The organism is Streptomyces sp. ISL-10 (assembly GCF_018614575.1).
Classification (GTDB): domain Bacteria; phylum Actinomycetota; class Actinomycetes; order Streptomycetales; family Streptomycetaceae; genus Streptomyces.
Window position 1 is genome coordinate 30,743 of record NZ_JAGGOJ010000007.1, and the last position, 20,345, is coordinate 51,087.

The 20,345-nt window shown below is 69.6% G+C and carries 17 protein-coding genes and 1 pseudogene; 10 read left to right on the plus strand and 8 right to left on the minus strand.

Annotation, left to right across the window (positions count from 1 at the left end; translation table 11 throughout):
- The first annotated feature begins 266 nt into the window (after positions 1 to 266).
- From J7E88_RS06790 to J7E88_RS06815, 6 genes and pseudogenes are all read left to right on the plus strand, one after another.
- Positions 267 to 2,297 (plus strand): thioredoxin domain-containing protein, encoded by a 2,031-nt coding sequence (locus J7E88_RS06790; protein ID WP_215178370.1) that lies wholly within the window; start codon positions 267 to 269, stop codon positions 2,295 to 2,297.
- Between the two features lie 227 nt (positions 2,298 to 2,524).
- Positions 2,525 to 3,748: a glycosyltransferase gene (locus J7E88_RS06795; protein ID WP_251022253.1), complete on the plus strand. Its 1,224-nt coding sequence runs from the start codon at positions 2,525 to 2,527 to the stop codon at positions 3,746 to 3,748.
- A gap of 5 nt (positions 3,749 to 3,753) precedes the next feature.
- On the plus strand, positions 3,754 to 5,463 hold the full coding sequence (locus J7E88_RS06800; protein ID WP_215178956.1) for a glycosyltransferase family 39 protein: 1,710 nt from the start codon (positions 3,754 to 3,756) through the stop codon (positions 5,461 to 5,463).
- A complete protein-coding gene (locus J7E88_RS06805) occupies positions 5,460 to 6,680 on the plus strand; it encodes a glycosyltransferase family 2 protein (RefSeq protein ID WP_215178372.1) in 1,221 nt (406 codons plus the stop codon). The genes J7E88_RS06800 and J7E88_RS06805 overlap by 4 nt, the downstream gene beginning before the upstream one ends.
- Positions 6,681 to 6,912: 232 nt before the next feature.
- Positions 6,913 to 9,279, plus strand: a complete 2,367-nt coding sequence (locus J7E88_RS06810) for a galactose oxidase early set domain-containing protein (protein WP_215178957.1) — start codon at positions 6,913 to 6,915, stop codon at positions 9,277 to 9,279.
- 99 nt (positions 9,280 to 9,378) lie between these two features.
- A pseudogene (locus tag J7E88_RS06815) lies at positions 9,379 to 10,432 on the plus strand (chitinase).
- A gap of 32 nt (positions 10,433 to 10,464) precedes the next feature.
- Here the strand turns inward: J7E88_RS06815 and J7E88_RS06820 are convergent.
- Complete coding sequence (locus tag J7E88_RS06820; protein ID WP_215178373.1) at positions 10,465 to 11,124, minus strand: TetR/AcrR family transcriptional regulator; 660 nt, start codon at positions 11,122 to 11,124, stop codon at positions 10,465 to 10,467.
- Between the two features lie 118 nt (positions 11,125 to 11,242).
- On the minus strand, positions 11,243 to 11,920 hold the full coding sequence (locus tag J7E88_RS06825; RefSeq protein WP_215178375.1) for a hemolysin III family protein: 678 nt from the start codon (positions 11,918 to 11,920) through the stop codon (positions 11,243 to 11,245).
- A 227-nt stretch (positions 11,921 to 12,147) separates the two neighbouring features.
- Here J7E88_RS06825 and J7E88_RS06830 point away from each other — a divergent pair, with 227 nt between their 5' ends.
- Together J7E88_RS06830 and J7E88_RS06835 are read left to right on the plus strand one after the other, a co-directional pair.
- Positions 12,148 to 13,965, plus strand: a complete 1,818-nt coding sequence (locus J7E88_RS06830) for a phosphoenolpyruvate carboxykinase (GTP) (RefSeq protein ID WP_215178377.1) — start codon at positions 12,148 to 12,150, stop codon at positions 13,963 to 13,965.
- Between the two features lie 218 nt (positions 13,966 to 14,183).
- Complete coding sequence (locus tag J7E88_RS06835; protein WP_215178379.1) at positions 14,184 to 14,327, plus strand: hypothetical protein; 144 nt, start codon at positions 14,184 to 14,186, stop codon at positions 14,325 to 14,327.
- A 105-nt stretch (positions 14,328 to 14,432) separates the two neighbouring features.
- Here the strand turns inward: J7E88_RS06835 and J7E88_RS06840 are convergent, their stop codons facing one another.
- Positions 14,433 to 14,819, minus strand: coding sequence for a hypothetical protein (locus J7E88_RS06840; protein WP_215178380.1), 387 nt, complete (start codon positions 14,817 to 14,819; stop codon positions 14,433 to 14,435).
- A 94-nt stretch (positions 14,820 to 14,913) separates the two neighbouring features.
- Positions 14,914 to 16,125, minus strand: coding sequence for a pyridoxal phosphate-dependent aminotransferase (locus J7E88_RS06845; RefSeq protein ID WP_215178382.1), 1,212 nt, complete (start codon positions 16,123 to 16,125; stop codon positions 14,914 to 14,916).
- Between the two features lie 375 nt (positions 16,126 to 16,500).
- Between J7E88_RS06845 and J7E88_RS06850 the strand changes: the two genes are divergently transcribed.
- Complete coding sequence (locus tag J7E88_RS06850) at positions 16,501 to 17,292, plus strand: putative protein N(5)-glutamine methyltransferase (RefSeq protein ID WP_215178384.1); 792 nt, start codon at positions 16,501 to 16,503, stop codon at positions 17,290 to 17,292.
- Between the two features lie 92 nt (positions 17,293 to 17,384).
- Here the strand turns inward: J7E88_RS06850 and J7E88_RS06855 are convergent, their stop codons facing one another.
- Complete coding sequence (locus tag J7E88_RS06855) at positions 17,385 to 17,618, minus strand: chaplin (RefSeq protein WP_215178386.1); 234 nt, start codon at positions 17,616 to 17,618, stop codon at positions 17,385 to 17,387.
- Between the two features lie 286 nt (positions 17,619 to 17,904).
- Positions 17,905 to 18,315 carry a rodlin gene (locus J7E88_RS06860; RefSeq protein ID WP_215178388.1) on the minus strand — a complete coding sequence of 137 codons (411 nt, stop codon included), beginning with the start codon at positions 18,313 to 18,315 and terminating at the stop codon, positions 17,905 to 17,907.
- A 225-nt stretch (positions 18,316 to 18,540) separates the two neighbouring features.
- Between J7E88_RS06860 and J7E88_RS06865 the strand changes: the two genes are divergently transcribed.
- Entirely contained in the window at positions 18,541 to 19,194 is a 654-nt protein-coding gene (locus J7E88_RS06865; protein WP_215178390.1) for a vitamin K epoxide reductase family protein, read from the plus strand.
- Positions 19,195 to 19,284: 90 nt separating this feature from the next.
- On the opposite strand, the gene J7E88_RS06870 is transcribed toward J7E88_RS06865, so the two are convergent.
- Both J7E88_RS06870 and J7E88_RS06875 read right to left on the minus strand, forming a co-directional pair.
- Positions 19,285 to 19,695, minus strand: a complete 411-nt coding sequence (locus tag J7E88_RS06870; RefSeq protein WP_215178391.1) for a rodlin — start codon at positions 19,693 to 19,695, stop codon at positions 19,285 to 19,287.
- A gap of 152 nt (positions 19,696 to 19,847) precedes the next feature.
- Positions 19,848 to 20,147 (minus strand): hypothetical protein, encoded by a 300-nt coding sequence (locus J7E88_RS06875; RefSeq protein ID WP_215178392.1) that lies wholly within the window; start codon positions 20,145 to 20,147, stop codon positions 19,848 to 19,850.
- Between the last annotated feature and the right edge of the window lie 198 nt (positions 20,148 to 20,345).

Consider the following 20,345-nt stretch of genomic DNA (forward strand, 5'->3'; position numbering starts at 1 on the left):
AACGGGAGGAGGCGGCTTCCGGTCGCCTTCCGAGTCGTCATTCGGCCAGTGTGCCGCGTGCCGGAGGCCGGCGGTACGGGGCAGTGAACACGGGCCGCCGGGGAGTGGCAGCGCGGCCGTCCACAAGCGGGCCGCCGGCGCCCCCGCACCGCTTCCTCGGCGTGAAGAACCCGTTCTCCCGGCGTGAACAACCCGCCACGGTGCGTACGCGCGCACCCACTCGTGCCGCATGCGCGCGTCCCCGCGCCGTGCGCAAGGATTGAGGTATGCCGAACCGACTTGCGCACGCCACGTCCCCGTACCTCCTCCAGCACGCGGACAACCCCGTCGACTGGTGGCCGTGGGAGCCCGCCGCCTTCGAGGAGGCTCGTCGGCGCAATGTCCCCGTCTTCCTGAGCGTGGGATACAGCGCCTGCCACTGGTGTCACGTCATGGCGCACGAGTCGTTCGAGGACGATGCGACCGCCGCGTACATGAACGATCACTTCGTCAATGTCAAGGTGGACCGTGAGGAGCGCCCCGACGTCGACGCCGTGTACATGGAGGCGGTGCAGGCCGCGACCGGGCAGGGCGGCTGGCCCATGTCGGTCTTCATGACGCCGGACGGGGAGCCCTTCTACTTCGGCACGTACTTCCCGCCCGCCTCCCGGGGTGGGATGCCGTCCTTCCGGCAGGTGCTCGAGGGCGTCGGGGGCGCGTGGAGCGGCCGACGCGAAGAGGTCGGAGAGGTCGCGGGGAGGATCACTCGCGAGCTGGCAGGGCAGCAGCTCGACCATGGTGTGGGCGGCCTGCCCGGTGAGCAGGAGCTTGCTCAGGCGCTGCTCGGGCTCACGCGGGAGTACGACCCGGTGAGCGGTTGGCTCGGTGCCGGCGACACCAAGTTCCCGCCGAGCATGGTGATCGAGTTCCTGTTGCGGCACCACGCCCGGACGAAGTCCGAGGGGGCGCTGGAGATGGCAGAGGGGGTCTGCGACGCCATGGTGCGCTCCAGCCTCTACGACCAGTTGGGCGGGGGCTTCCATCGGTACGTCCTTCGACAGCAGGCCGGCGGACCCCTGGTGCCCCACTTCGAGAAGATGCTCTACGACAACGCGCTGCTCTGCCGCGTGTACGCCCACCTCTGGCGGGCCACCGGCAGTGACCTGGCGCGTCGCGTCGCGCTGGAGACCGCCGACTTCATGGTGCGCGAACTGCGCACGGCCGAGGGCGGTTTCGCCTCCGCGCTCGACGCGGACAGCGACACCCCCGAGGGCGGGCACGCCGAAGGCGCTTTCTATGTGTGGACGCCCGCTCAGCTGCGTGGGGTGCTCGGCGACGAGGACGGGGCGCGGGCCGCGGAGCTGTTCGTGGTCACCGAGGAGGGCACCTTCGAGGAGGGAGCCTCCGTGCTGCAACTGCCGGGCGCCGAGGCGGACTTCGAGCTGCGGGCGAGGCTGCTGGCGGCGCGGGAGGAGCGGCCGAGGCCGGGCCGGGACGACAAGGTGGTGGCCGCCTGGAACGGGCTGGCGATCGCCGCTCTTGCCGAGGCGGGCGCGTACTTCGACCGCCCCGATCTGGTGGAGCGCGCCACGGAGGCCGCCGATCTGCTGGTCCGGGTGCACATGGACTTCTCGGCCGGTGGCCTGCGGATGCACCGCACGTCCAAGGACGGCCGGGCCGGGGCGAACGCGGGCGTCCTGGAGGACTACGCGGACGTCGCCGAGGGCTTCCTCACGCTCGCCGCGGTCAGCGGTGAGGGCACCTGGCTGGAGTTCGCCGGGTTCCTGCTGGACATGGTCATCGACCGGTTCAGGGTCGAGGGCGGAGCGTTCTTCGACACAGCTCACGACGCCGAGCCGCTGATCCGCCGTCCCCAGGACCCCACCGACAGCGCGGTCCCCTCGGGCTGGTCGGCGGCGGCCGGAGCCCTGCTGTCGTACGCCGCGCACACCGGGTCCGACGTCCACCGCACCGCCGCCGAGGGCGGGTTGGGCGTGGTCAAGGCGCTGGGGCCGCGCGCTCCGCGGTTCATCGGCTGGGGGCTCGCGGTGGCCGAGGCGCTGCTGGACGGGCCGCGCGAGGTGGCGGTCGTGGGGGAGCCGGGCGATCCGCACCGGGGCGAGCTGCACCGGGCGGCGCTGCTTTCGACGGCCCCGGGGGCGGTCGTGGCGGTGGGTGAGGCGGACGGCGAGGAGTTCCCGTTGCTGAGGGACCGCCCGCTGGTGAACGGGAGTTCGGCGGCGTACGTCTGTCGCGCCTTTGTGTGCGATGCACCTACCACAGAGGCATCAGAACTGGTACGCAAGCTCACCAACTGAACGTTGTCAGTCATATTATCGGACCGGCAGCGGAATGAAACGTTCCGCCTTTAGGGTCCGTACGACCAGTCAGACCAGCTGGAGGCGTGCGCACTGGGGAGTGACGCGCGCGGGGCAGTTGCGTGCGTCGTCGTACGGCCAGGGGAAACTTGCCGCGGCGCACGGGCCTAGGGGGGCTTGTGCTCATATCGGTGTTCGTTGTTGCCATTTCCGTTGCGCTTTTCTGGATGGCGGCGTTCACGCTGTGGTGGCAGATGCATGCCTGGCGTACGCCGGAGACGCTGGCTTCGACCAGATTCGACCGGCCTGACGGCGGTGTCGGGCTGTCGTTCTCGCTGCTCCTGCCCGCCCGCCACGAGCAGGCGGTGCTGGAGCACACCATCGAGCGGCTGCTGGAGTCCAGCCACTCGAACTTCGAGGTCATCGTCATCGTCGGCCACGACGACCCCGAGACCGCCGCCGTGGCCGAGCGGGCCGCCGCCCGCGACCCGGTCCGGGTCCGGGTCGTCACCGACACCCATGAGGCAAAGAACAAGCCAAAGGCGCTCAACACCGCGCTGCCGCACTGCCGCGGCGACATCGTCGGGGTCTTCGACGCCGAGGACCAGGTGCACCCGGAGCTCCTCGCGCACGTCGACCACGCCTTCACCACCACCGGCGCGGACGTCGTCCAGGGTGGCGTGCAGCTGATCAACTTCCATTCGAGCTGGTACAGCCTGCGCAACTGCCTGGAGTACTTCTTCTGGTTCCGCAGCCGGCTGCATCTGCACGCCCAGAAGGGCTTCATCCCGCTCGGCGGCAACACCGTCTTCGTCCGCACCACGGTGCTGCGCGAGGCCGGCGGCTGGGACCCGGACTGCCTGGCCGAGGACTGCGATCTCGGCGTACGGCTGTCGTCCGTCGGCAAGAAGGTCGTCGTCGCCTACGACAGCGACATGGTCACCCGCGAGGAGACCCCCGGCACGCTGATGAGCCTGCTCAAGCAGCGCACTCGCTGGAACCAGGGCTTTCTTCAGGTCTACCGCAAGAAGGACTGGAAACAGCTCCCGGGCCGCGGGCAGCGGATGCTCGCCCGCTACACGCTGATGACGCCGTTCCTGCAGGCGTTCTCCGGCCTGATCATTCCGGTGAACGTCGGGATAGCGCTCTTCCTCGACGTCCCCGTGGGGATCGCCATCGTGAGCTTCCTGCCGCTGATCACGGCCATGGTCACGTTCGTGTTCGAGGTTGTCGGACTGCACGACTTCGGCGTGCAGTACGGCCTGCGGGTCCGCCTCGTCCACTACATCAAGCTCATCGTCGGCGGCCCGTTCTACCAGGTGCTGCTGGCCGGCGCCGCCGTGCGCGCGGTCTGGCGCGAACACCGCGGCCGCAACGAATGGGAGCTGACCAGCCATGTCGGCGCGCATCTGACGGACCTGAGCGACACCCGTCAGGAGGCCGGCCGGTGACCACCATGCTTCCTCCCGTGCCCGAGGCGACCCGAGACGCCGCCGCCGTCACCCCGCCCGGCCCGGGCAGCGCGTCGCAGGCCGTGCCCGGCTTCGTCCGGCCGGTCGTACGTTTCCGCAGCTCACGGCCCGATCTGCTGCTCTGCGCCGGGCTGCTGTGCGTGATCCTGCTGGTCCAGGGCTGGAACATCACGAACTTCCCCACCCTCAGCGACGACGAGGGCACCTACCTCGCCCAGGCGTGGGCGGTCCAGCAGGGCGACGGGCTCGCCCACTACACGTACTGGTACGACCACCCGCCGCTCGGCTGGATCCAGATCGCGTTCCTGACCTGGCTGCCCGCCCTCGTCGCACCCGAGTCGATGACCGTCGCCTCGATGCGCTGCGCGATGCTCGTGGTCAGCGCGGCGTGTGCGGTGCTGCTGTACGTCCTGGCGCGCCGGCTGTTCCTGCCGACCTGGGCGGCGGGGCTCGCGATGCTGCTGTTCGGCCTGTCGCCGCTGTCGGTGGTCCTCCAGCGGGAGATCTTCCTCGACAACATCGCGGTGATGTGGATGCTGCTGGCGTTCTGCCTCGCCGCGTCCCCGAGCCGCCATCTGTGGCACCACTTCGCCGCGGGACTGGCGGCGGCGACCTCGGTGCTCACCAAGGAGACGATGCTGCTGGTGCTGCCCGCACTGCTGGTGACCATGTGGAGGCACAGCCACCGCGACACCCGCAAGTTCGCGGTGACCGGCGCGATCACCGCGTGCGTGCTGATCGGCCTGGCGTATCCGCTGTACGCGCTCCTCAACGACGAGCTGTTCCCCGGCCCGGGGCATGTGTCGCTGATCGACGGCATCACGTACCAGATGAGCCGGCCCGGTTCCGGATTCATCCTCCAGGACGGCTCCGGCTCGCACGGGGTGCTGCGCTCGTGGCTCTACTACGACATGGTGCTGCCGCTCGGCGGCCTGGCGGGCGCCGGTCTGCTGCTGTGCACCCTGCGCTGGTCGGTTACGGCACGCGCGCTCGCGGGCCCGTCGCTGGCGGTCGCGATCCTCGCGGCGGTGGCGATGCGCCCGTCGGGCTACCTCCCGGCGATGTATGTGATCCAGGCGCTCCCGTTCCTGGCGCTGGTGCTGGCGGGCGGCACGGCGAGCGTGGCGCACGCGGTGCTGCGCAAACCACTGGGCCGCGCCGCCCCGACAGGGCACGGCCGGCCCCGCCGGGCGGGGGGCGCAATCCTGACGTCCGGGACCGGTCGGCAGCGTCCCACGCGCATCACCGTGGCCACCCTGCTCGCGCTCGCCGCCACCGCGTACATCGCGCCCCACTGGTACGAGGGCAACCGGGCCGCCCTCACCGTCGACGCCAACGCTCCCTACCGCGCCGCCGCCACCTGGCTCCAGGAGGAGGTCGACGACCCCGCCGGCACGCGGGTGCTCGTCGACGACGCCCTGTGGCTGGATCTCGTGCACGACGGCTTCACGCCCGGCACCGGTGCCATCTGGTTCTACAAGGCCGACCTCGACCCGGCCGTCACGAAGACCATGCCCCGCGGCTGGCGCGACATCGACTACGTCGTCTCGTCCCCGACCGTGCGGCGCGACGCGGTCGATCTGCCCAACGTCAAGGCCGCTCTGGAGCATTCGACGCCGGTCGCCGTGTTCGGCGAGGGCGAGGACCGCATCGAGATCCGCCGTGTCAGCCGGACCGATGGAGGCGAACTGTGACCACCCCCCGTACGGGCGCCGAGGAACTCGGCGATCCGGAGTCGTGTGCCACCCAGGTCGCCGAGCCCGGTGCCGTCACCCTCGTGATCCCTACCTTCAACGAGTCGGGGAACATCCGCGAACTGCTGCGCCGGCTCAGCGAGTCCGTGCCCGCCCGGCTTCCCTGCGAGGTCGTCTTCGTCGACGACTCCACCGACGACACCCCTGACGTGATCCGCAGTGCCGCGCAGGACTGCCCCTTCCCGGTCTCGGTACTGCACCGCGGCGAGGCGGTCGGCGGGCTCGGCGGAGCTGTCGTGGAGGGCATGAAGCAGGCGGGCTCCGACTGGATCGTCGTCATGGACGCCGATCTCCAGCATCCTCCCGCGCTCGTGCCGGAGTTGGTGGCGGCAGGGGAGCGCGCATCGGCGGACCTCGTCGTGGCCAGCCGGTACATCAGGGGCGGCAGCCGGGAAGGCCTCGCCGGCGGCTACCGCATCGCCGTCTCCCGTGGGGCGACCTGGCTGACCAAAGCCCTCTTCCCGCGTCGGCTGCGTGGTGTCAGCGACCCGATGAGCGGGTTCTTCGCCATCCGTCGCAGTGTGGTCACCGCCGACGTGCTGCGGCCGCTCGGCTACAAAATCCTGCTGGAGCTGGCGGTGCGCTGCCGCCCGGAGACGGTCGCGGAGGTTCCGTTCGTCTTCCAGGACCGGTTCGCGGGGGAGTCCAAGTCGACGGCCCGGGAAGGGATGCGGTTCCTCGGGCATCTCGCGGGGCTGCGCACGGCCTCGCCGGTGGCGCGGATGATCGGGTTCGGCCTGATCGGGCTCACCGGTTTCGTGCCGAACCTCGCGGGGCTGCATCTGCTGACCGCCGCCGGGATGCACTACCTGCCGGCCGAGATCGTGGCCAACCAGTTCGGTGTCGTGTGGAACTTCCTCCTCATCGAAGTGCTGCTCTTCCGCGACCGCCGCCGCCACCGGCACTGGGCGGACCGGGTGGGCCGGTTCGCGCTGCTGGCCAACGCCGATCTGCTGCTGCGCATCCCGCTCATCGCGCTGTTCGTGGGCCGGCTGGGGATGGCGGTGCTGCCCGCGACGGCGCTGGCGCTGCTGACCACGTTCGTGCTGCGGTTCGCGGCGACGGAGGCGCTGGTCTACCTGCCGGGCAGAGGAAGCGCGCCGCGCGCCCGCCGGGCCGGAGCGCGTGCCGTCGCCGAGGAACGTGTCAGCCCCTGAGCCGCCGGGCCGGGCCCGGGGCCCCGGGGTCCAGCAGGACCCGCCCGTACAGCCCGCCCCGTACCGCCCTGCGCCGTACAGCCCGGCGCCGTAAGGACGTTCACCAGCCATCACCTGGTGAGTCGCACGAAGCGAGCGCACGAAGGGAACCGCCATGTCTCCACCCATCCGTCCGCACCCGCCCCGGGGCACCCGCAGCAGACGCCGTACCGCGCTGCTCGCGGTCGGCGTCATGACCACGGCGCTGCTGGTCTCCGCGCCGCAGGCCGCACAGGCAGGCCCGCCCAACCTGATCTCCAACCCCGGTTTCGAGACCGCCGGTACCGGGGACATGCCGGCCTGCTGGTCCAGGTCCGGGTGGGGCGACAACGACTTCACCTTCGAGACCGTCGCCGACGCCCACTCCGGTTCCACGGCGATGAAGGTCTCGCTCACGCGCCGGGTCGACGGCGACCGCAAGGCGCTGATCACCGAGAACACGGCCTGCGCCCCGACCGTGACGCCGGAGCGGCAGTACGACCTCTCCCTCTGGTACAAGTCCACGACCCCCGATACGGCCATCACTCTCTTCCGGCGCGACACCACAGCCGGCTGGCAGTACTGGACGGACCTCAAGTCCCTCGACATGAGCGCCGGTTACCAGCGCGCCGAGGTCCGTACCCCTGCCGTCCCGCCCGGCACCGACAAGATCGCGTGGGGTGTGTCGGTGTACGGCACCGGCTCGGTCACCACCGACGACTACACCATGGAGGAGGTGTCCGCCCCCGCTCCCGAACCGCAGTGCACGGGCACGCCCGAGGAGTGCGCCAAGGGTCGCTGGGACGTCCTGCCGGTGCAGAATCCGGTGCGCTCGATGCACTCGGTGGTGATGCACAACGGCAAGGTGCTGGTGATCGCTGGCTCGGGCAACGACCCGGCGCAGTTCGCGGCGGGCACGTTCACCTCGGCGGTGTACGACCCGGCGAAGGGCACGTTCCGTACGATCCCGACGCCGGTCGACATGTTCTGCTCGGGCCATGTGCAGCTCCAGGACGGCAAGATCCTGATCATGAGCGGCACCAAGGGCTATCCGTCGCAGGACGGTTCGATCGGTTACCAGGGACTGAAGGACTCCTTCGTCTTCGACCCGCGGACCGAGACCTACACCCGCACGAACGACATGCACGACGGCCACTGGTACCCGTCGGCGACCATCCTCGGCAACGGTGACGTCATCTCCTTCGGCGGTCTGAAGGAGGACTCCACCGGCAATGTGACCGCGGAGAAGTTCTCCGCCGCGCAGAACAAGTGGCTGCCCGTCAACGAGGTCAACCAGACCTGGTCGTACTGGGGTCTGTACCCGTCGATGATCCTGATGCAGGACGGCCGGCTCTTCTACTCCGGCAGCCACACGTTCGGCAACGGCACCCCGGGCACGGGCGCGTCCATCTACGACTCCACCGCCAACACGATCACCGACGTCCCCGGCCTGCAGGCCAAGGACGAGCGCGACGAGTCGGCGAGCGTCCTGCTGCCGCCCGCGCAGGACCAGCGGGTGCTGACCATCGGCGGCGGCAACAACGAGAGCAACCCGGCCGCCAACCGCTACACGGACATCATCGACCTCAAGCAGCCGGACCCCGCCTATGTGCACGGCCCTTTGCTGCCGCAGGGCGAGGTCGACCAGGGGCAGGGCCGCCGTCCGCAGACCGGCGCGGAGGGCAAGATGTACGTGTCCGCGGTGCTGCTTCCGGACGGCAAGGTCTTCGAGACCGGCGGCGCGCTGCACGACCGGGCCGACCCGGTGTACGAGGCGTCCTTCTTCGACCCGGTGACCAACACCTACGAGGCGGGGCTCGCGACGGACCCGATCCCGCGCGGCTACCACTCCTCGTCGTTCTTGCTGCCGGACGGGCGGGTGATGTCGGTCGGCGACAACCCGGGCAACGGCACGTACAACCACAACGTGTCGATCTACACGCCGCCGTATCTGCTCAAAGGCGCGCGCCCGCAGATCACCTCGGTGATCGACGGGGAGTGGACGTACGGCGACACGCAGCGGATCACGGTCGACCGGCCGATCGCCAAGGCGGAGCTGATCCGCCCGGCGGCTGTGACGCATTCCTCCGACCCGAACCAGCGGTTCGTGGACCTGCCGATGACGGTCGACGGCAACAACGTGGACCTCAATGTCACCAGCAACCCGAACCTGGCGCCGCCGGGCTGGTACATGCTCTTCGCGGTCGACGTGAACGGCGTGCCGTCGGTGGCGAAGTGGGTGCGCCTCGGGGGTCCGGCGGCGACGGCCGCGGACGCGCCCTCGGCGCATGTGCACTCCTTCGCCGACGATCCGGCCAAGCAGCCGAAGAAGCCGCTGAAGAAGCGGAGTTCGGCGCCGGTGAGTCCGCAGATCGCCGGATGCGACCGCCACTACGGGAACGCGGGCGTGTGCGTGCCGACCGTCTTCCCGAAGACGGTGAAGCGGACGACGGCGGCTCGATGCGAGTGGCTGAGGGCGCACGACTACGGCCGGTTGAAGGTGAACGGCGGGGACGACCCGTTGCGCCTGGACCCCAACCGCGACGGAATGGCGTGCGCGAAGGGTGACGTGAGGCGGTAGCGGGCCCGCTGCCGGAGTTGGTCCAGACCTCTTGACGGCAGGTCTGGACCAACTTACGTTCCCAGGCAGCGGAACCCGCACCCGCCCGAAGGAGCCCGCATGTCACTCCGGCTCGCACGTCTCCTCGCCCCCGGTCTCACGCTGCTCCTCGCCGCCGCGGCCACCACCCCGGCCCACGCCGCCCCGCCCCCCGACGACACCTGCGCGGTCAAGTCCCGGCCCGTCGGCAAGGTGTTGCAGGGCTACTGGGAGAACTGGGACGGCGCGGCCAACGGTGTGCACCCGCCGCTCGGCTGGACCCCGATCACCGACGAGCGCTTCCGTGCCCACGGCTACAACGTCCTCAACGCCGCGTTCCCCGTCATCCGCTCCGACGGGACCGTGCTGTGGGAGGACGGCATGGACAACACGGTGAAGGTCCCGACCCCGGCCGAGATGTGCGCGGCCAAGGCGGCCGGTGCCACGATCCTGATCTCCATCGGCGGCGCGACCGCCGGCGTCGACCTCGGCTCCGCCGCGGTCGCCGACCGGTTCGTCGAGACCATCGTGCCGATCCTCAAGGCGTAACAACTTCGACGGCATCGACATCGACATCGAGACCGGGCTCGTCGGCAGCGGGGACATCAGCCGGCCCTCGCCCTCCCAGGCGAACCTGATCCGCATCATCGACGGCGTCCTGGCCCGGATGCCGGCCGGCTTCGGCCTGACGATGGCCCCCGAGACGGCGTACGTCACCGGCGGCAGCGCCGCCTACGGCTCGATCTGGGGCGCGTATCTGCCGATCGTCAAGAAGTACGCGGACAACGGCCGCCTGTGGTGGCTCAACATGCAGTACTACAACGGCAGCATGTACGGCTGCTCCGGCGACGCGTACAACGCGGGCACCGTCGCCGGGTTCACCGCCCAGACGGACTGCCTGAACAAAGGCCTGGTGATCCAGGGCACCACGATCAGGGTCCCGTACGACAAGCAGGTCCCGGGCCTGCCGGCCCAACCGGGCGCCGGTGGCGGGTACATGGCGCCCGGCACGGTGGCGCAGGCGTGGAACCACTGCAACGGCGCGCTCAAGGGGCTGATGACCTGGTCAGCGAACTGGGACGGGTCGAAGGACTGGACCTTCGGCGACAACGTCAAGGCGCTGCAGCGGCGCTGAGGCCCGGCCTGCTGTCGGAGGCCAGGACTTCCCTAGAGGCGCAGGCCGCCCTCAAGCACGTCCATCGTGCGGTCGACGAGCACGGCCAGGTCGTCCTTCTGGCCACGCTCGGCCCAGTGCAGCATCGCCTCGCGCAGCGCACCCATCACCGCCGCGGTGAAGATCCGCACCTCCAGGTCGTCCGGCGCACGCCCGGCCCGCGCGGCGATCGGCGCGGCGAGCGCCTGGGAGGTCTCGGCCATCGTCGCGGTGATCCGGGCGCGCAGCGCCGGGACCTCGGACATGAGCCGGGTCCGCAGGCGCAGTTCCCCGGGCTCCTGCTCGGCGACCGAGGCGACCGCCTCGGTGAGGACGGCCCGCAGGGAGGCGAGGGGCGGCTCGCCAGCGGGCCGGGCGTTCAGCGCGGCCACCATCGCCGCGTCGTGTTCGTCGGTGAGGACGATGTCTTCCTTGGCGGGGAAGTAGCGGAAGACGGTGGAGGGCGACACCTCGGCGGCCGCGGCGATCTGCTCGACGGTGGTCGCGTCGTAGCCCTGCTCGGCGATCAACCGGTAGGCGGCCGTACGGATCGCGATTCGGGTCTTGATCTTCTTGCGCTCCCGCAGCCCGGGACGCGGCCGGTCCTCGGCGACACCGTCGCGCGAGGCGGCCCGCGGCGAGGTGCGCGCGGTGGTGCGTGTGCTGGCGGCCATGACTCTCATTGTCGTGCATGGGCACAGGCCGGCCGTGGGTGCGGACGGCAGCGGCGGACGGCCCGTGGCGCGGGCCAGGGCCGTCCGGTGGAGATCGCCGCCGGGGCTTTGGCGCGGGTCAGGAGTGCTGGTACGCCACCAGCGAGATCCCCACGTAGTGCACGATGAACGCCGCGAGCGTGAGGGAGTGGAAGACCTCGTGGAAGCCGAACCAGCGCGGTGACGGGTTCGGCCGCTTCATCCCGTAGATCACGCCGCCCGCGCTGTAGAGCAGCCCGCCGGCGATGACCAGCACCAGGACGGCGATCCCGCCCTCGCGCAGGAAGTCGGGCAGGAAGAAGACGGCGGCCCAGCCCATCGCGATGTAGCAGGGCGTGTACAGCCAGCGCGGGGCGCCGACCCAGAACACCCGGAAGGCGATGCCCGCCAGCGCCGCCGCCCACACGGCCCACAGCAGCACCCGGCCGGTGGAGTCGGGGAGCAGGAGCAGGGTCAGCGGAGTGTAGGTGCCCGCGATGATCAGGAAGATGTTCGCGTGATCGAGCCGGCGGAGCACGGCCGTGGCCCGCGGGCCCCAGGTGCCCCGGTGGTAGAGCGCGCTGACGCCGAACAACAGGCAGGCGGTCAGGCCATAGACGGCGCAGGCGATCCGCCCGCGCGTGGAGTTCGCCAGCGCCGTGAGCACGACTCCCGAGATCAGGGCGGCCGGGAACATCCCGGCATGCAGCCAGCCGCGCAGTCTCGGCTTCACCGGCTGCGCGGCTGTCTCGGTCACTTCGGGGACGGCTGCAGTCATGCCTGGCATGTTACCTACGCGACCGTAGGTGACGGGCGTGAGTGGCTATGCTCACGCGCGAGTGGCCATGCTCACGTGAGGGGTCCTCTGGACATATGGGCATTCGGCATCGATGATCAGATGAGTGCGGTCGGCACCGGATGAGCGCCAGCCACAAGTAGGTCGAAGCATCCGGGTCGCAGCCCCCACGGGGCAACAACCAATGGACCCCTCACTTAGGAGCGATCGTGGCGCGCGACATCGCGGCTCCCCTGCCCACCACCCACCAGGAACTGATCGCCTGGGTCGACGAGATCGCGGCGATCACGCAGCCCGACGAGATCGTCTGGTGCGACGGCTCAGAAGCCGAGTACGAGCGGCTGTGCGAGGAGCTGGTGGCCAAGGGCACCTTCCGGAAACTGGACCCGATCAAGCGCCCGAACTCGTACTACGCCGCCTCCGACCCGACCGACGTCGCACGCGTCGAGGACCGGACCTTCATCTGCTCCGAGAAGGAGGAGGACGCCGGCCCGACGAACCACTGGAAGGCCCCGGCGGAGATGAAGGAGATCTTCGCCGGAGAGAAGGGCATCTTCCGCGGCTCGATGAAGGGCCGGACGATGTACGTCGTCCCGTTCTGCATGGGCCCGCTCGGCTCGCCCCTGTCCGCGATCGGCGTCGAGATCACCGACTCCGCCTACGTCGCCGTCTCCATGCGCACCATGACCCGCATGGGACAGCCGGTCCTCGACGAGCTCGGCACCGACGGATTCTTCGTCAGGGCCGTCCACACGCTGGGTGCGCCCCTGGCCGAGGGCGAGGCCGACGTGCCGTGGCCGTGCAACTCCACCAAGTACATCTCGCACTTCCCCGAGACCCGTGAGATCTGGTCCTACGGCTCGGGCTACGGCGGCAACGCCCTGCTCGGCAAGAAGTGCTACGCCCTGCGCATCGCGTCCGTCATGGCGCGCGACGAGGGCTGGCTCGCCGAGCACATGCTGATCCTGAAGCTGACGCCGCCGCAGGGCGAGTCCAAGTACGTCGCCGCCGCGTTCCCGTCCGCCTGTGGCAAGACCAACCTCGCCATGCTGGAGCCCACGATCTCCGGCTGGACCGTCGAGACCATCGGTGACGACATCGCCTGGATGCGCTTCGGCGAGGACGGCCGCCTCTACGCGATCAACCCCGAGGCCGGCTTCTTCGGCGTCGCGCCCGGCACCGGCGAGCACACCAACGCCAACGCCATGAAGACCCTGTGGGGCAACGCCGTCTTCACCAACGTCGCGCTCACCGACGACAACGACATCTGGTGGGAGGGCATGACCGAGGAGTCGCCCAAGCACCTCACGGACTGGAAGGGCAACGACTGGACGCCGGACTCCGAGACTCCGGCCGCCCACCCCAACGCCCGCTTCACCGTCCCTGCCTCGCAGTGCCCGATCATCGCGCCCGAGTGGGAGGACCCGAAGGGCGTGCCGATCTCGGCGATCCTCTTCGGCGGCCGCCGCGCCTCCGCCGTTCCGCTGGTGACCGAGTCCTTCGACTGGAACCACGGCGTCTTCCTCGGCGCGAACGTCGCCTCCGAGAAGACCGCCGCCGCCGAGGGCAAGGTCGGCGAGCTGCGCCGCGACCCGTTCGCCATGCTGCCGTTCTGCGGTTACAACATGGGCGACTACATGGCCCACTGGATCAAGGTCGGCAGGACCGCGGACCAGGCGAAGCTGCCCAAGATCTACTACGTGAACTGGTTCCGCAAGAACGACGCGGGCAAGTTCGTGTGGCCCGGCTTCGGCGAGAACAGCCGCGTGCTGAAGTGGATCGTGGAGCGCCTGGAGGGCAAGGCCGGGGGTATCGAAACCCCGATCGGCATCCTGCCGACGCGTGACGCGCTCGACACCGACGGTCTGGACCTGCCCGAGGAAGACCTCGACTTCCTGCTCAAGGTCGACGCCGAGGTGTGGCGCGAGGAGGCCGCCCTGGTCCCCGAGCACCTCAACACCTTCGGCGACCACACGCCCAAGGAGCTGTGGGACGAGTACCGCGCGCTGGTCGCCCGCCTCGGCTGACCCGCCGGGCCTTCCGAGCCACGTGGCGGGGCGCCCCGACATCCGCCCTGACCAGTGGGGGTCACGAACGACCCGTCACGTGTGAACGGCCCCCGGAGTCCCCTCAGACTCCGGGGGCCGAACTCTTCGCGAAATCCGGGTGTGGCGCCTTGTGTCCACAGTTCCATGGGAACTTCATGTTCAACGATGAACTTGAACTGAGCCTGTGGGGGGCATAGTTGAGCACGTTTCCGTACACGGGGCGACGTCTCGCCGCCATGGTGGCGGCCACTGTCATCGGCGGTGCCGGCCTCGTCGTCGCCGACGGCGACGACCTGCACACGGGCAGCAGCGCCTCGGCGACGGTGAACGTCACGCGCTGAGCCGCACGCACAGGTGCCGTGTCCGGACTCTCCCGGACACGGCACGTACTGCGGTGATGGGTGGCACCCGGTCCGCGCGCCTCCCCGGCCGCGGACCGGGGCCGCTCAGGGGGCGCCGACGAGATCGCGGCTCTTCAGGGCGGCCGTATGGGCATCGATCCGCTCGGCCGACAGGATCGCGGCGGCCGTGTCGGCGCGGGACGCGGCGACGACCAGTGCGCGGCCGGCGAGGGCGAGAGCCCGCCGGTGCAGGGCGTCGGCGTCGGCGTGGGTCAGCGCGGCATGGCGGGCGGGCGGTGCGCCGCGAAGCCTGGACACCTGCGAGGCGATCTCCTCGGCCGGCCCGTCGAGGCCGAGCTCGTCGGTGACGGCGAGGAGCGCGGCGAGGTGCCCGGCGAGCTGGATGTCCAGCTCCTCCTCGCGGGTGCGGTGGGGGTACTGCGGCTCGTCGGCCATCGAGTGGACCGACTTGGTGCGGATCGGCTCGTACATGGGGATGGCCTCCTGCTCACGGTCAGGAGACCATCCTACATTGGATTCAGTCTAAAGTTGAGTGGGGTCGGAACTCTGTCAGGTCGTGCACCGCTCAGTGCTGGCTGTAACCGTCCAGGAAGTTGCCGATCCGGGTGACCGCGTCCACGAGGTCCTTCGTCGGCGGCAGCGTGACGATGCGGAAGTGGTCCGGTTCCGGCCAGTTGAAGCCCGTTCCGTGCACGACCATGATCTTCTCGGCACGCAGCAGATCGAGCACCATCTGCCGGTCGTCCTTGATCTTGTAGACCGAGGCGTCCAGGCGCGGGAAGAGATACAACGCGCCCTTCGGCTTCACGCAGGTGATGCCGGGGATCCGCGTCAGCAGGTCGTACGCCGCGTCACGCTGCTCCAGCAGCCGCCCGCCCGGCAGGACCAGCTGCTCGATCGACTGCCGGCCGCCGAGCGCCGTGGCCACCGCGTGCTGCGAGGGCATGTTGGCGCACAGCCGCATGTTGGCCAGGATCGTCAGCCCCTCGATGTACGAGGAGGCGTGCGCCTTCGGCCCGCACACCGCGAGCCAGCCGGAGCGGTAGCCGGCGACGCGGTAGTTCTTGGAGAGCCCGTTGAAGGTGAGGACCATCAGATCGGGGGCGATCGCGGCCGTCGGGGTGTGCGTGGCGCCGTCGTAGAGGATCTTGTCGTAGATCTCGTCGGAGCAGACGACCAGATTGTGGCGCCGGGCGATCTCGGTGAGGCTGCGCAGCATCTCGTCGTCGTAGACCGCGCCGGTGGGGTTGTTCGGGTTGATGATCACGATCGCCTTGGTGCGATCGGTGATCTTGCGCTCGATGTCCGCGAGGTCGGGCATCCAGTCCGACTGCTCGTCGCAGCGGTAGTGCACGGCGGTACCGCCGGACAGCGACACGGAGGCTGTCCACAGCGGATAGTCGGGCGCGGGCACGAGTACCTCGTCGCCGTCGTCGAGCAGCGCCTGCATCGACATCTGGATCAGCTCGGAGACGCCGTTGCCGAGATAGATGTCCTCGACGTCGAGGTCGATGCCCTTGGTCTGGTAGTGCTGCATGACGGCACGGCGGGCGGAGAGCAGCCCCTTCGCATCGCCGTATCCGTGCGCGCCGCCGATGTTGCGCAGGACGTCCTCGAGGATCTCCGGCGGGCACTCGAAGCCGAAGGCCGCGGGATTGCCGGTGTTCAGCTTGAGGATGCGATGACCTGCTGCCTCCAGCCGCATCGCCTCCTCGAGGACCGGGCCCCGGATTTCGTAACAGACGTTTGCGAGCTTCGTGGACTGGATCACCTGCATGACGCGAGCTTACGGGGGCCGGGAAGTGATCGCTTCGTTTTTTGGCCCATGAACGCATGACACGAATGTCTGGTTTGTTGCTTCCGGTGGCAGAGGGGTCCGGAACCCTTGGAATGCGCTGGGTGAGCAGGCGCGCAACCTCTGAATCAGTTGGGGGGCCACCAATTGTTGCGCTCGTCACCCAGGGGACCCGCCGGTGGTCGGGGACGCGTTAGTGTGTGCGTTCACGCAGTGCACGACCAGCAGTGCACGGACCGACTCGGGAGGTGAGCCCCATTTCCGCAGCAGCAGGCCGGGTGCCCTCATCTCTCGGCTGTGCGGTCGACCGGGTCTAGGTGACCGCGAGGGTGCCCTTCAGTACCCGAAAGGCTCTTCATGCCGGTTTCACCGACCGACTTCTCCTTCCCCTCCCTCGTCACCACCCTTCGCTCCGCCGGCTGCGTCTTCGCCGAGGACGAGGCGGAGCTGCTTTTCGCCGCGGCCCGCGACGCCGGCGAGCTCGCTGTGATGGCCGACCGCCGTGTCGCGGGCATGCCCCTTGAACACGTCCTCGGCTGGGCGGAGTTCCTCGGTACGCGGATGGCAGTCGACCCCGGCGTCTTCGTGCCCCGGCGCCGTACCGAGTTCCTCGTCGAGTGCGCCGTCGCCCTCGCCCCGCCCTCGGCGGTCGTCGTCGACCTGTGCTGCGGTTCGGGTGCGCTCGGCGCTGCCGTGCTGCGGGCGCTCGGCGGCGGCGAACTGCACTCCGCCGACATCGAGCCGACTGCCGTGCGCTGCGCGCGCCGCAACGTCGGGGCGGTCGGGGGGCGGGTGTACGAGGGCGACCTCTACGACCCCCTGCCCACGGCGCTCATGGGCCGTTGCGACGTGCTGCTCGTCAACGCCCCCTACGTGCCGACCGCCGAGATCGAGTTCCTGCCGCCCGAGGCGAGGGATCATGAGCCGCGGGTCGCGCTCGACGGCGGGGCCGACGGGCTGGACATCCAGCGGCGGGTGAGCGCCAGTGCGGCACGATGGCTGGCTCCCGGCGGGGTGCTGCTCGTCGAAACGAGCGCGCGGCAGGCCCCGCGTACGGTTGCCGCGTTCGCCGATCACGGTCTCTGCCCCCGCGTCGCCGTTCGCGAGGAGCTGGACGCCACCGTGGTGATCGGGACCAGGCCCGTATAAGGGGAGAAGGCGAACAGCGGAACGGCCCCGAGGAGCGCGGTTGCTCCTCGGGGCCGTTCCGCCATCGCGCCCAAGGGGGCGCGCGTGGAGTGTCAGCCGATGATGGAGGTGTTGCCGCTCACCGGATTCAGCAGGCCCAGCACGTTGATCGAGTTGCCGGTGAGGTTCAGCGGAACGTGGACCGGAACCTGGACGACGTTGCCGGACAGGAGGCCCGCGGAGCCGGCAGCGATACCCTCGGCACCCGCGTCGGCCATGGCGGGCGCGGCGCTGCCGAGCGCCATGAGCAGACCAGCGGCAACGGCTGCAGCCTTTGTGTACTTCATTTCGATCCTTTCAGCAGGGGCGTACGCGGTACGGCCTTCGTGTCGCGCAGCTGCAATTCAGCCATGCAGACATGCGCCTCCGCAGAACTAGTAACGAATCGGTTCCCGCCGGGAAACCGCCGCGCGACTGCCGATTCGAAAAGTCACTCGTATGCCTCACGGATAACGTGTCGAACCGATGCATGGAATCCGCGGAGAAAACCCCCGATTCTGCGGGAGTTCCGTGCGGCACAAGAGCTGCCCCCGTGCGCATCGCGCACGGGGGCAGCTCTTCGGCCCGCGGTGATCAGCGGAGGGAGTCGCCGTTCCCCGAGAGGACCGGGATGTCGCTGAGGATGTGCGACAGGGGCTCGTCGCCCTTGGCCTGGGTGGAGTTCTCGACGCACTGCTGGTTCTGCGGGGCAGACAGGACCGGGACGTCCTCGACGCCGACCGGAACGACGCCGACGAGGGAGCCGAGGTTGGCCTTGGCCGGCAGGCCGACGCAGGGCTTGTTGAGCGAGCCCGCGATCAGGCTCATCTGCGGGCTCATGCTGCCGTAGGTGGCGGAGTTGCCGTAGTGCTGCGTGGCGCCGACTCCACTGGAGGTGGCGGAGCTCTGGTCGTCGCCGACGGCCAGAGCCTGCGGGGCCATCGCCGCGCCGGCGCCCACCATCGAAGCGGTGACCATGGCCGTCGTCAGAATCTTCTTGATCACTTACTTGTCCTTTTTCGTTTGAACGCGCGAACGCGGTACAGCCTGGTCAACTGAAGCCGACACGTTTGGTTTCGGGTGTTCACCCGAATGCCGCACACGGCTCGATGTGCACCAATGGCGGTATCGTGTCACCCGTTCTGCCGAATGGATTCTCCGCCCCGAGTGCCGCTTTCGGTTGCGGCACAATGGGCGAATCCATCGGGCCGAACGAGCGGTGAATTCAATATGACAATTACGTCTACCGGATATCTGTCCGTCGAACGGGGAGGGCGGCGGCGGGCCGCCAAGGAACCCGGCCGGGGCACGGCCGGCGCGAGCCGGGCCTTCGCCTGGCTGCTGGTGGTCACCGGTGCGGCCGGGCTACTGGCGGCGTGGGTCATCACGATCGACAAGTTCAAGCTGTTGGAGGACCCGGGCTTCACGCCGGGTTGCAGCCTCAATCCCGTGGTGTCGTGCGGCAACATCATGAAGAGCGAACAGGCGGCCGTCTTCGGCTTCCCCAACCCGATGCTGGGGCTCGTCGCCTACGGCATGGTGATCGCGATCGGGGTGGCGCTGCTCGCGGGAGCGCGGTACCGAAAGTGGTTCTGGCTGGGCGTGAACGCCGGCACGGCGTTCGGCGTCGTCTTCTGCACCTGGCTGCAATATCAGTCGCTGTACGAGATCAACGCGCTGTGCCTGTGGTGCTCGCTGGCGTGGGTCGCCACGATCGTCATGTTCTGGTACGTGACCTCGAACAACGTACGCAACGGCATCCTGCCGGCCCCGGCCGCGCTGCGCGGCTTCTTCGGCGAGTTCGCCTGGGTGCTGCCCGTGCTGCACATCGGAATCATCGGGATGCTGATCCTGACCCGCTGGTGGGACTTCTGGACCAGCTGACCCTCGCGTACGTGAGCACCGTCGCATCCGTACGGGAGCCCGACGCACAGGGGCCCCGGCAGCCTCACGCCGCCGGGGCTCCTGCGGGGATCAGCGGGCGGAGGCGCCGTTCCCCGAGAGGACCGGGATGTCGCTGAGGACGTGCGACAGGGGCTCGTCGCCCTTGGCCTGGGTGGAGTTCTCGACGCACTGCTGGTCCTGCGGGGCCGACAGGACCGGGACGTCCTCGACGCCGACCGGAACGACACCGACGAGGGAGCCGACGTTGGCCTTGGCCGGCAGTGCCACACACGGCTTGTTGAGCGAATCCTGGACGACGCCGAACTGCGGGCTCGTGGTGCCGTGCGTCTCGGCGCTGCCGTACTCCTGAGCGGAGTTGTTGCCGCTCGCGGACAGGGTGCTCTGGTCGTCCCCGACGGCCATGGCCTGCGGAGCCACTGTGGCACCCGTGGCCGCCACGGAAAGCGAGAGCGCCGCCGTGGCCATAACCTTCTTGAACATGTTCCGTCCTTCTGTTTCTCGAATGTCCGCCGATGGAGGCGCCTGGCCCAACGGGGAGCCGGCTGGCTCGGTTGTCCCGGTTCACGCCAACGGCCCTGCGTCGTACCCCCGTATCGGTGGGCCGATAGCGGTGCGTTGCCCGCAGCGGCGGATCAGCCGCCGAGCGAGACACCGCCCAACATGGGGGTGGTCGCGGCGGCAGTCTTCAGCACCTGCTCGGGCGCATTGCCCCTGATGGTGTTCAGGTCGGTGGCGACGTCGCCCACCTGGCCGAGGGCGGCTCCGGCGCGGGTGGCATCCGCCAACTGTGGGACGGCGGCGGCGACCTGGCCGAGACCGCCGTTCAGGCTCATGGGGGGCATGCCCGCCGAGTGGGCGGCGAACGCGGGAGTGGCCGCCCCCAGCGCCGCCACGGAACCGGCAAGGACGGCAGCGGCCCTCGAGTACTTCATGTTTCGCATCCCTCTTCCCGGCGGAGTCCTCCGCCGTCGACAGGCGTAACGAGCCGTGCCCGTACGGGAAACCCTGTCGCTCGCGTGATTCGGTCCCACGCGCGCAAACGAGCGCGGCGGCTTGTCGCCGGGTCCGCGGACGGCTGCGCCGCAGGTAGGGCACCATATTCAGGTGCCGCACTCCGCGGCGCCCCGACG

What these genes read in the sequence shown, in the direction of transcription:
- J7E88_RS06795 (WP_251022253.1), top strand. Translation starts at nt 2,525, where the DNA reads ATGGCGGCGTTCACGCTGTGGTGGCAGATGCATGCCTGGCGTACGCCG.
- J7E88_RS06850 (WP_215178384.1), top strand. Translation starts at nt 16,501, where the DNA reads ATGCCGGTTTCACCGACCGACTTCTCCTTCCCCTCCCTCGTCACCACC.
- J7E88_RS06875 (WP_215178392.1), bottom strand. Translation starts at nt 20,147, where the DNA reads ATGAAGTACTCGAGGGCCGCTGCCGTCCTTGCCGGTTCCGTGGCGGCG.
- J7E88_RS06790 (WP_215178370.1), top strand. Translation starts at nt 267, where the DNA reads ATGCCGAACCGACTTGCGCACGCCACGTCCCCGTACCTCCTCCAGCAC.
- J7E88_RS06865 (WP_215178390.1), top strand. Translation starts at nt 18,541, where the DNA reads ATGACAATTACGTCTACCGGATATCTGTCCGTCGAACGGGGAGGGCGG.
- J7E88_RS06845 (WP_215178382.1), bottom strand. Translation starts at nt 16,125, where the DNA reads ATGCAGGTGATCCAGTCCACGAAGCTCGCAAACGTCTGTTACGAAATC.
- J7E88_RS06800 (WP_215178956.1), top strand. Translation starts at nt 3,754, where the DNA reads ATGCTTCCTCCCGTGCCCGAGGCGACCCGAGACGCCGCCGCCGTCACC.
- J7E88_RS06825 (WP_215178375.1), bottom strand. Translation starts at nt 11,920, where the DNA reads ATGACTGCAGCCGTCCCCGAAGTGACCGAGACAGCCGCGCAGCCGGTG.
- J7E88_RS06855 (WP_215178386.1), bottom strand. Translation starts at nt 17,618, where the DNA reads ATGAAGTACACAAAGGCTGCAGCCGTTGCCGCTGGTCTGCTCATGGCG.
- J7E88_RS06810 (WP_215178957.1), top strand. Translation starts at nt 6,913, where the DNA reads ATGACCACGGCGCTGCTGGTCTCCGCGCCGCAGGCCGCACAGGCAGGC.
- J7E88_RS06840 (WP_215178380.1), bottom strand. Translation starts at nt 14,819, where the DNA reads ATGTACGAGCCGATCCGCACCAAGTCGGTCCACTCGATGGCCGACGAG.
- J7E88_RS06870 (WP_215178391.1), bottom strand. Translation starts at nt 19,695, where the DNA reads ATGTTCAAGAAGGTTATGGCCACGGCGGCGCTCTCGCTTTCCGTGGCG.
- J7E88_RS06820 (WP_215178373.1), bottom strand. Translation starts at nt 11,124, where the DNA reads ATGGCCGCCAGCACACGCACCACCGCGCGCACCTCGCCGCGGGCCGCC.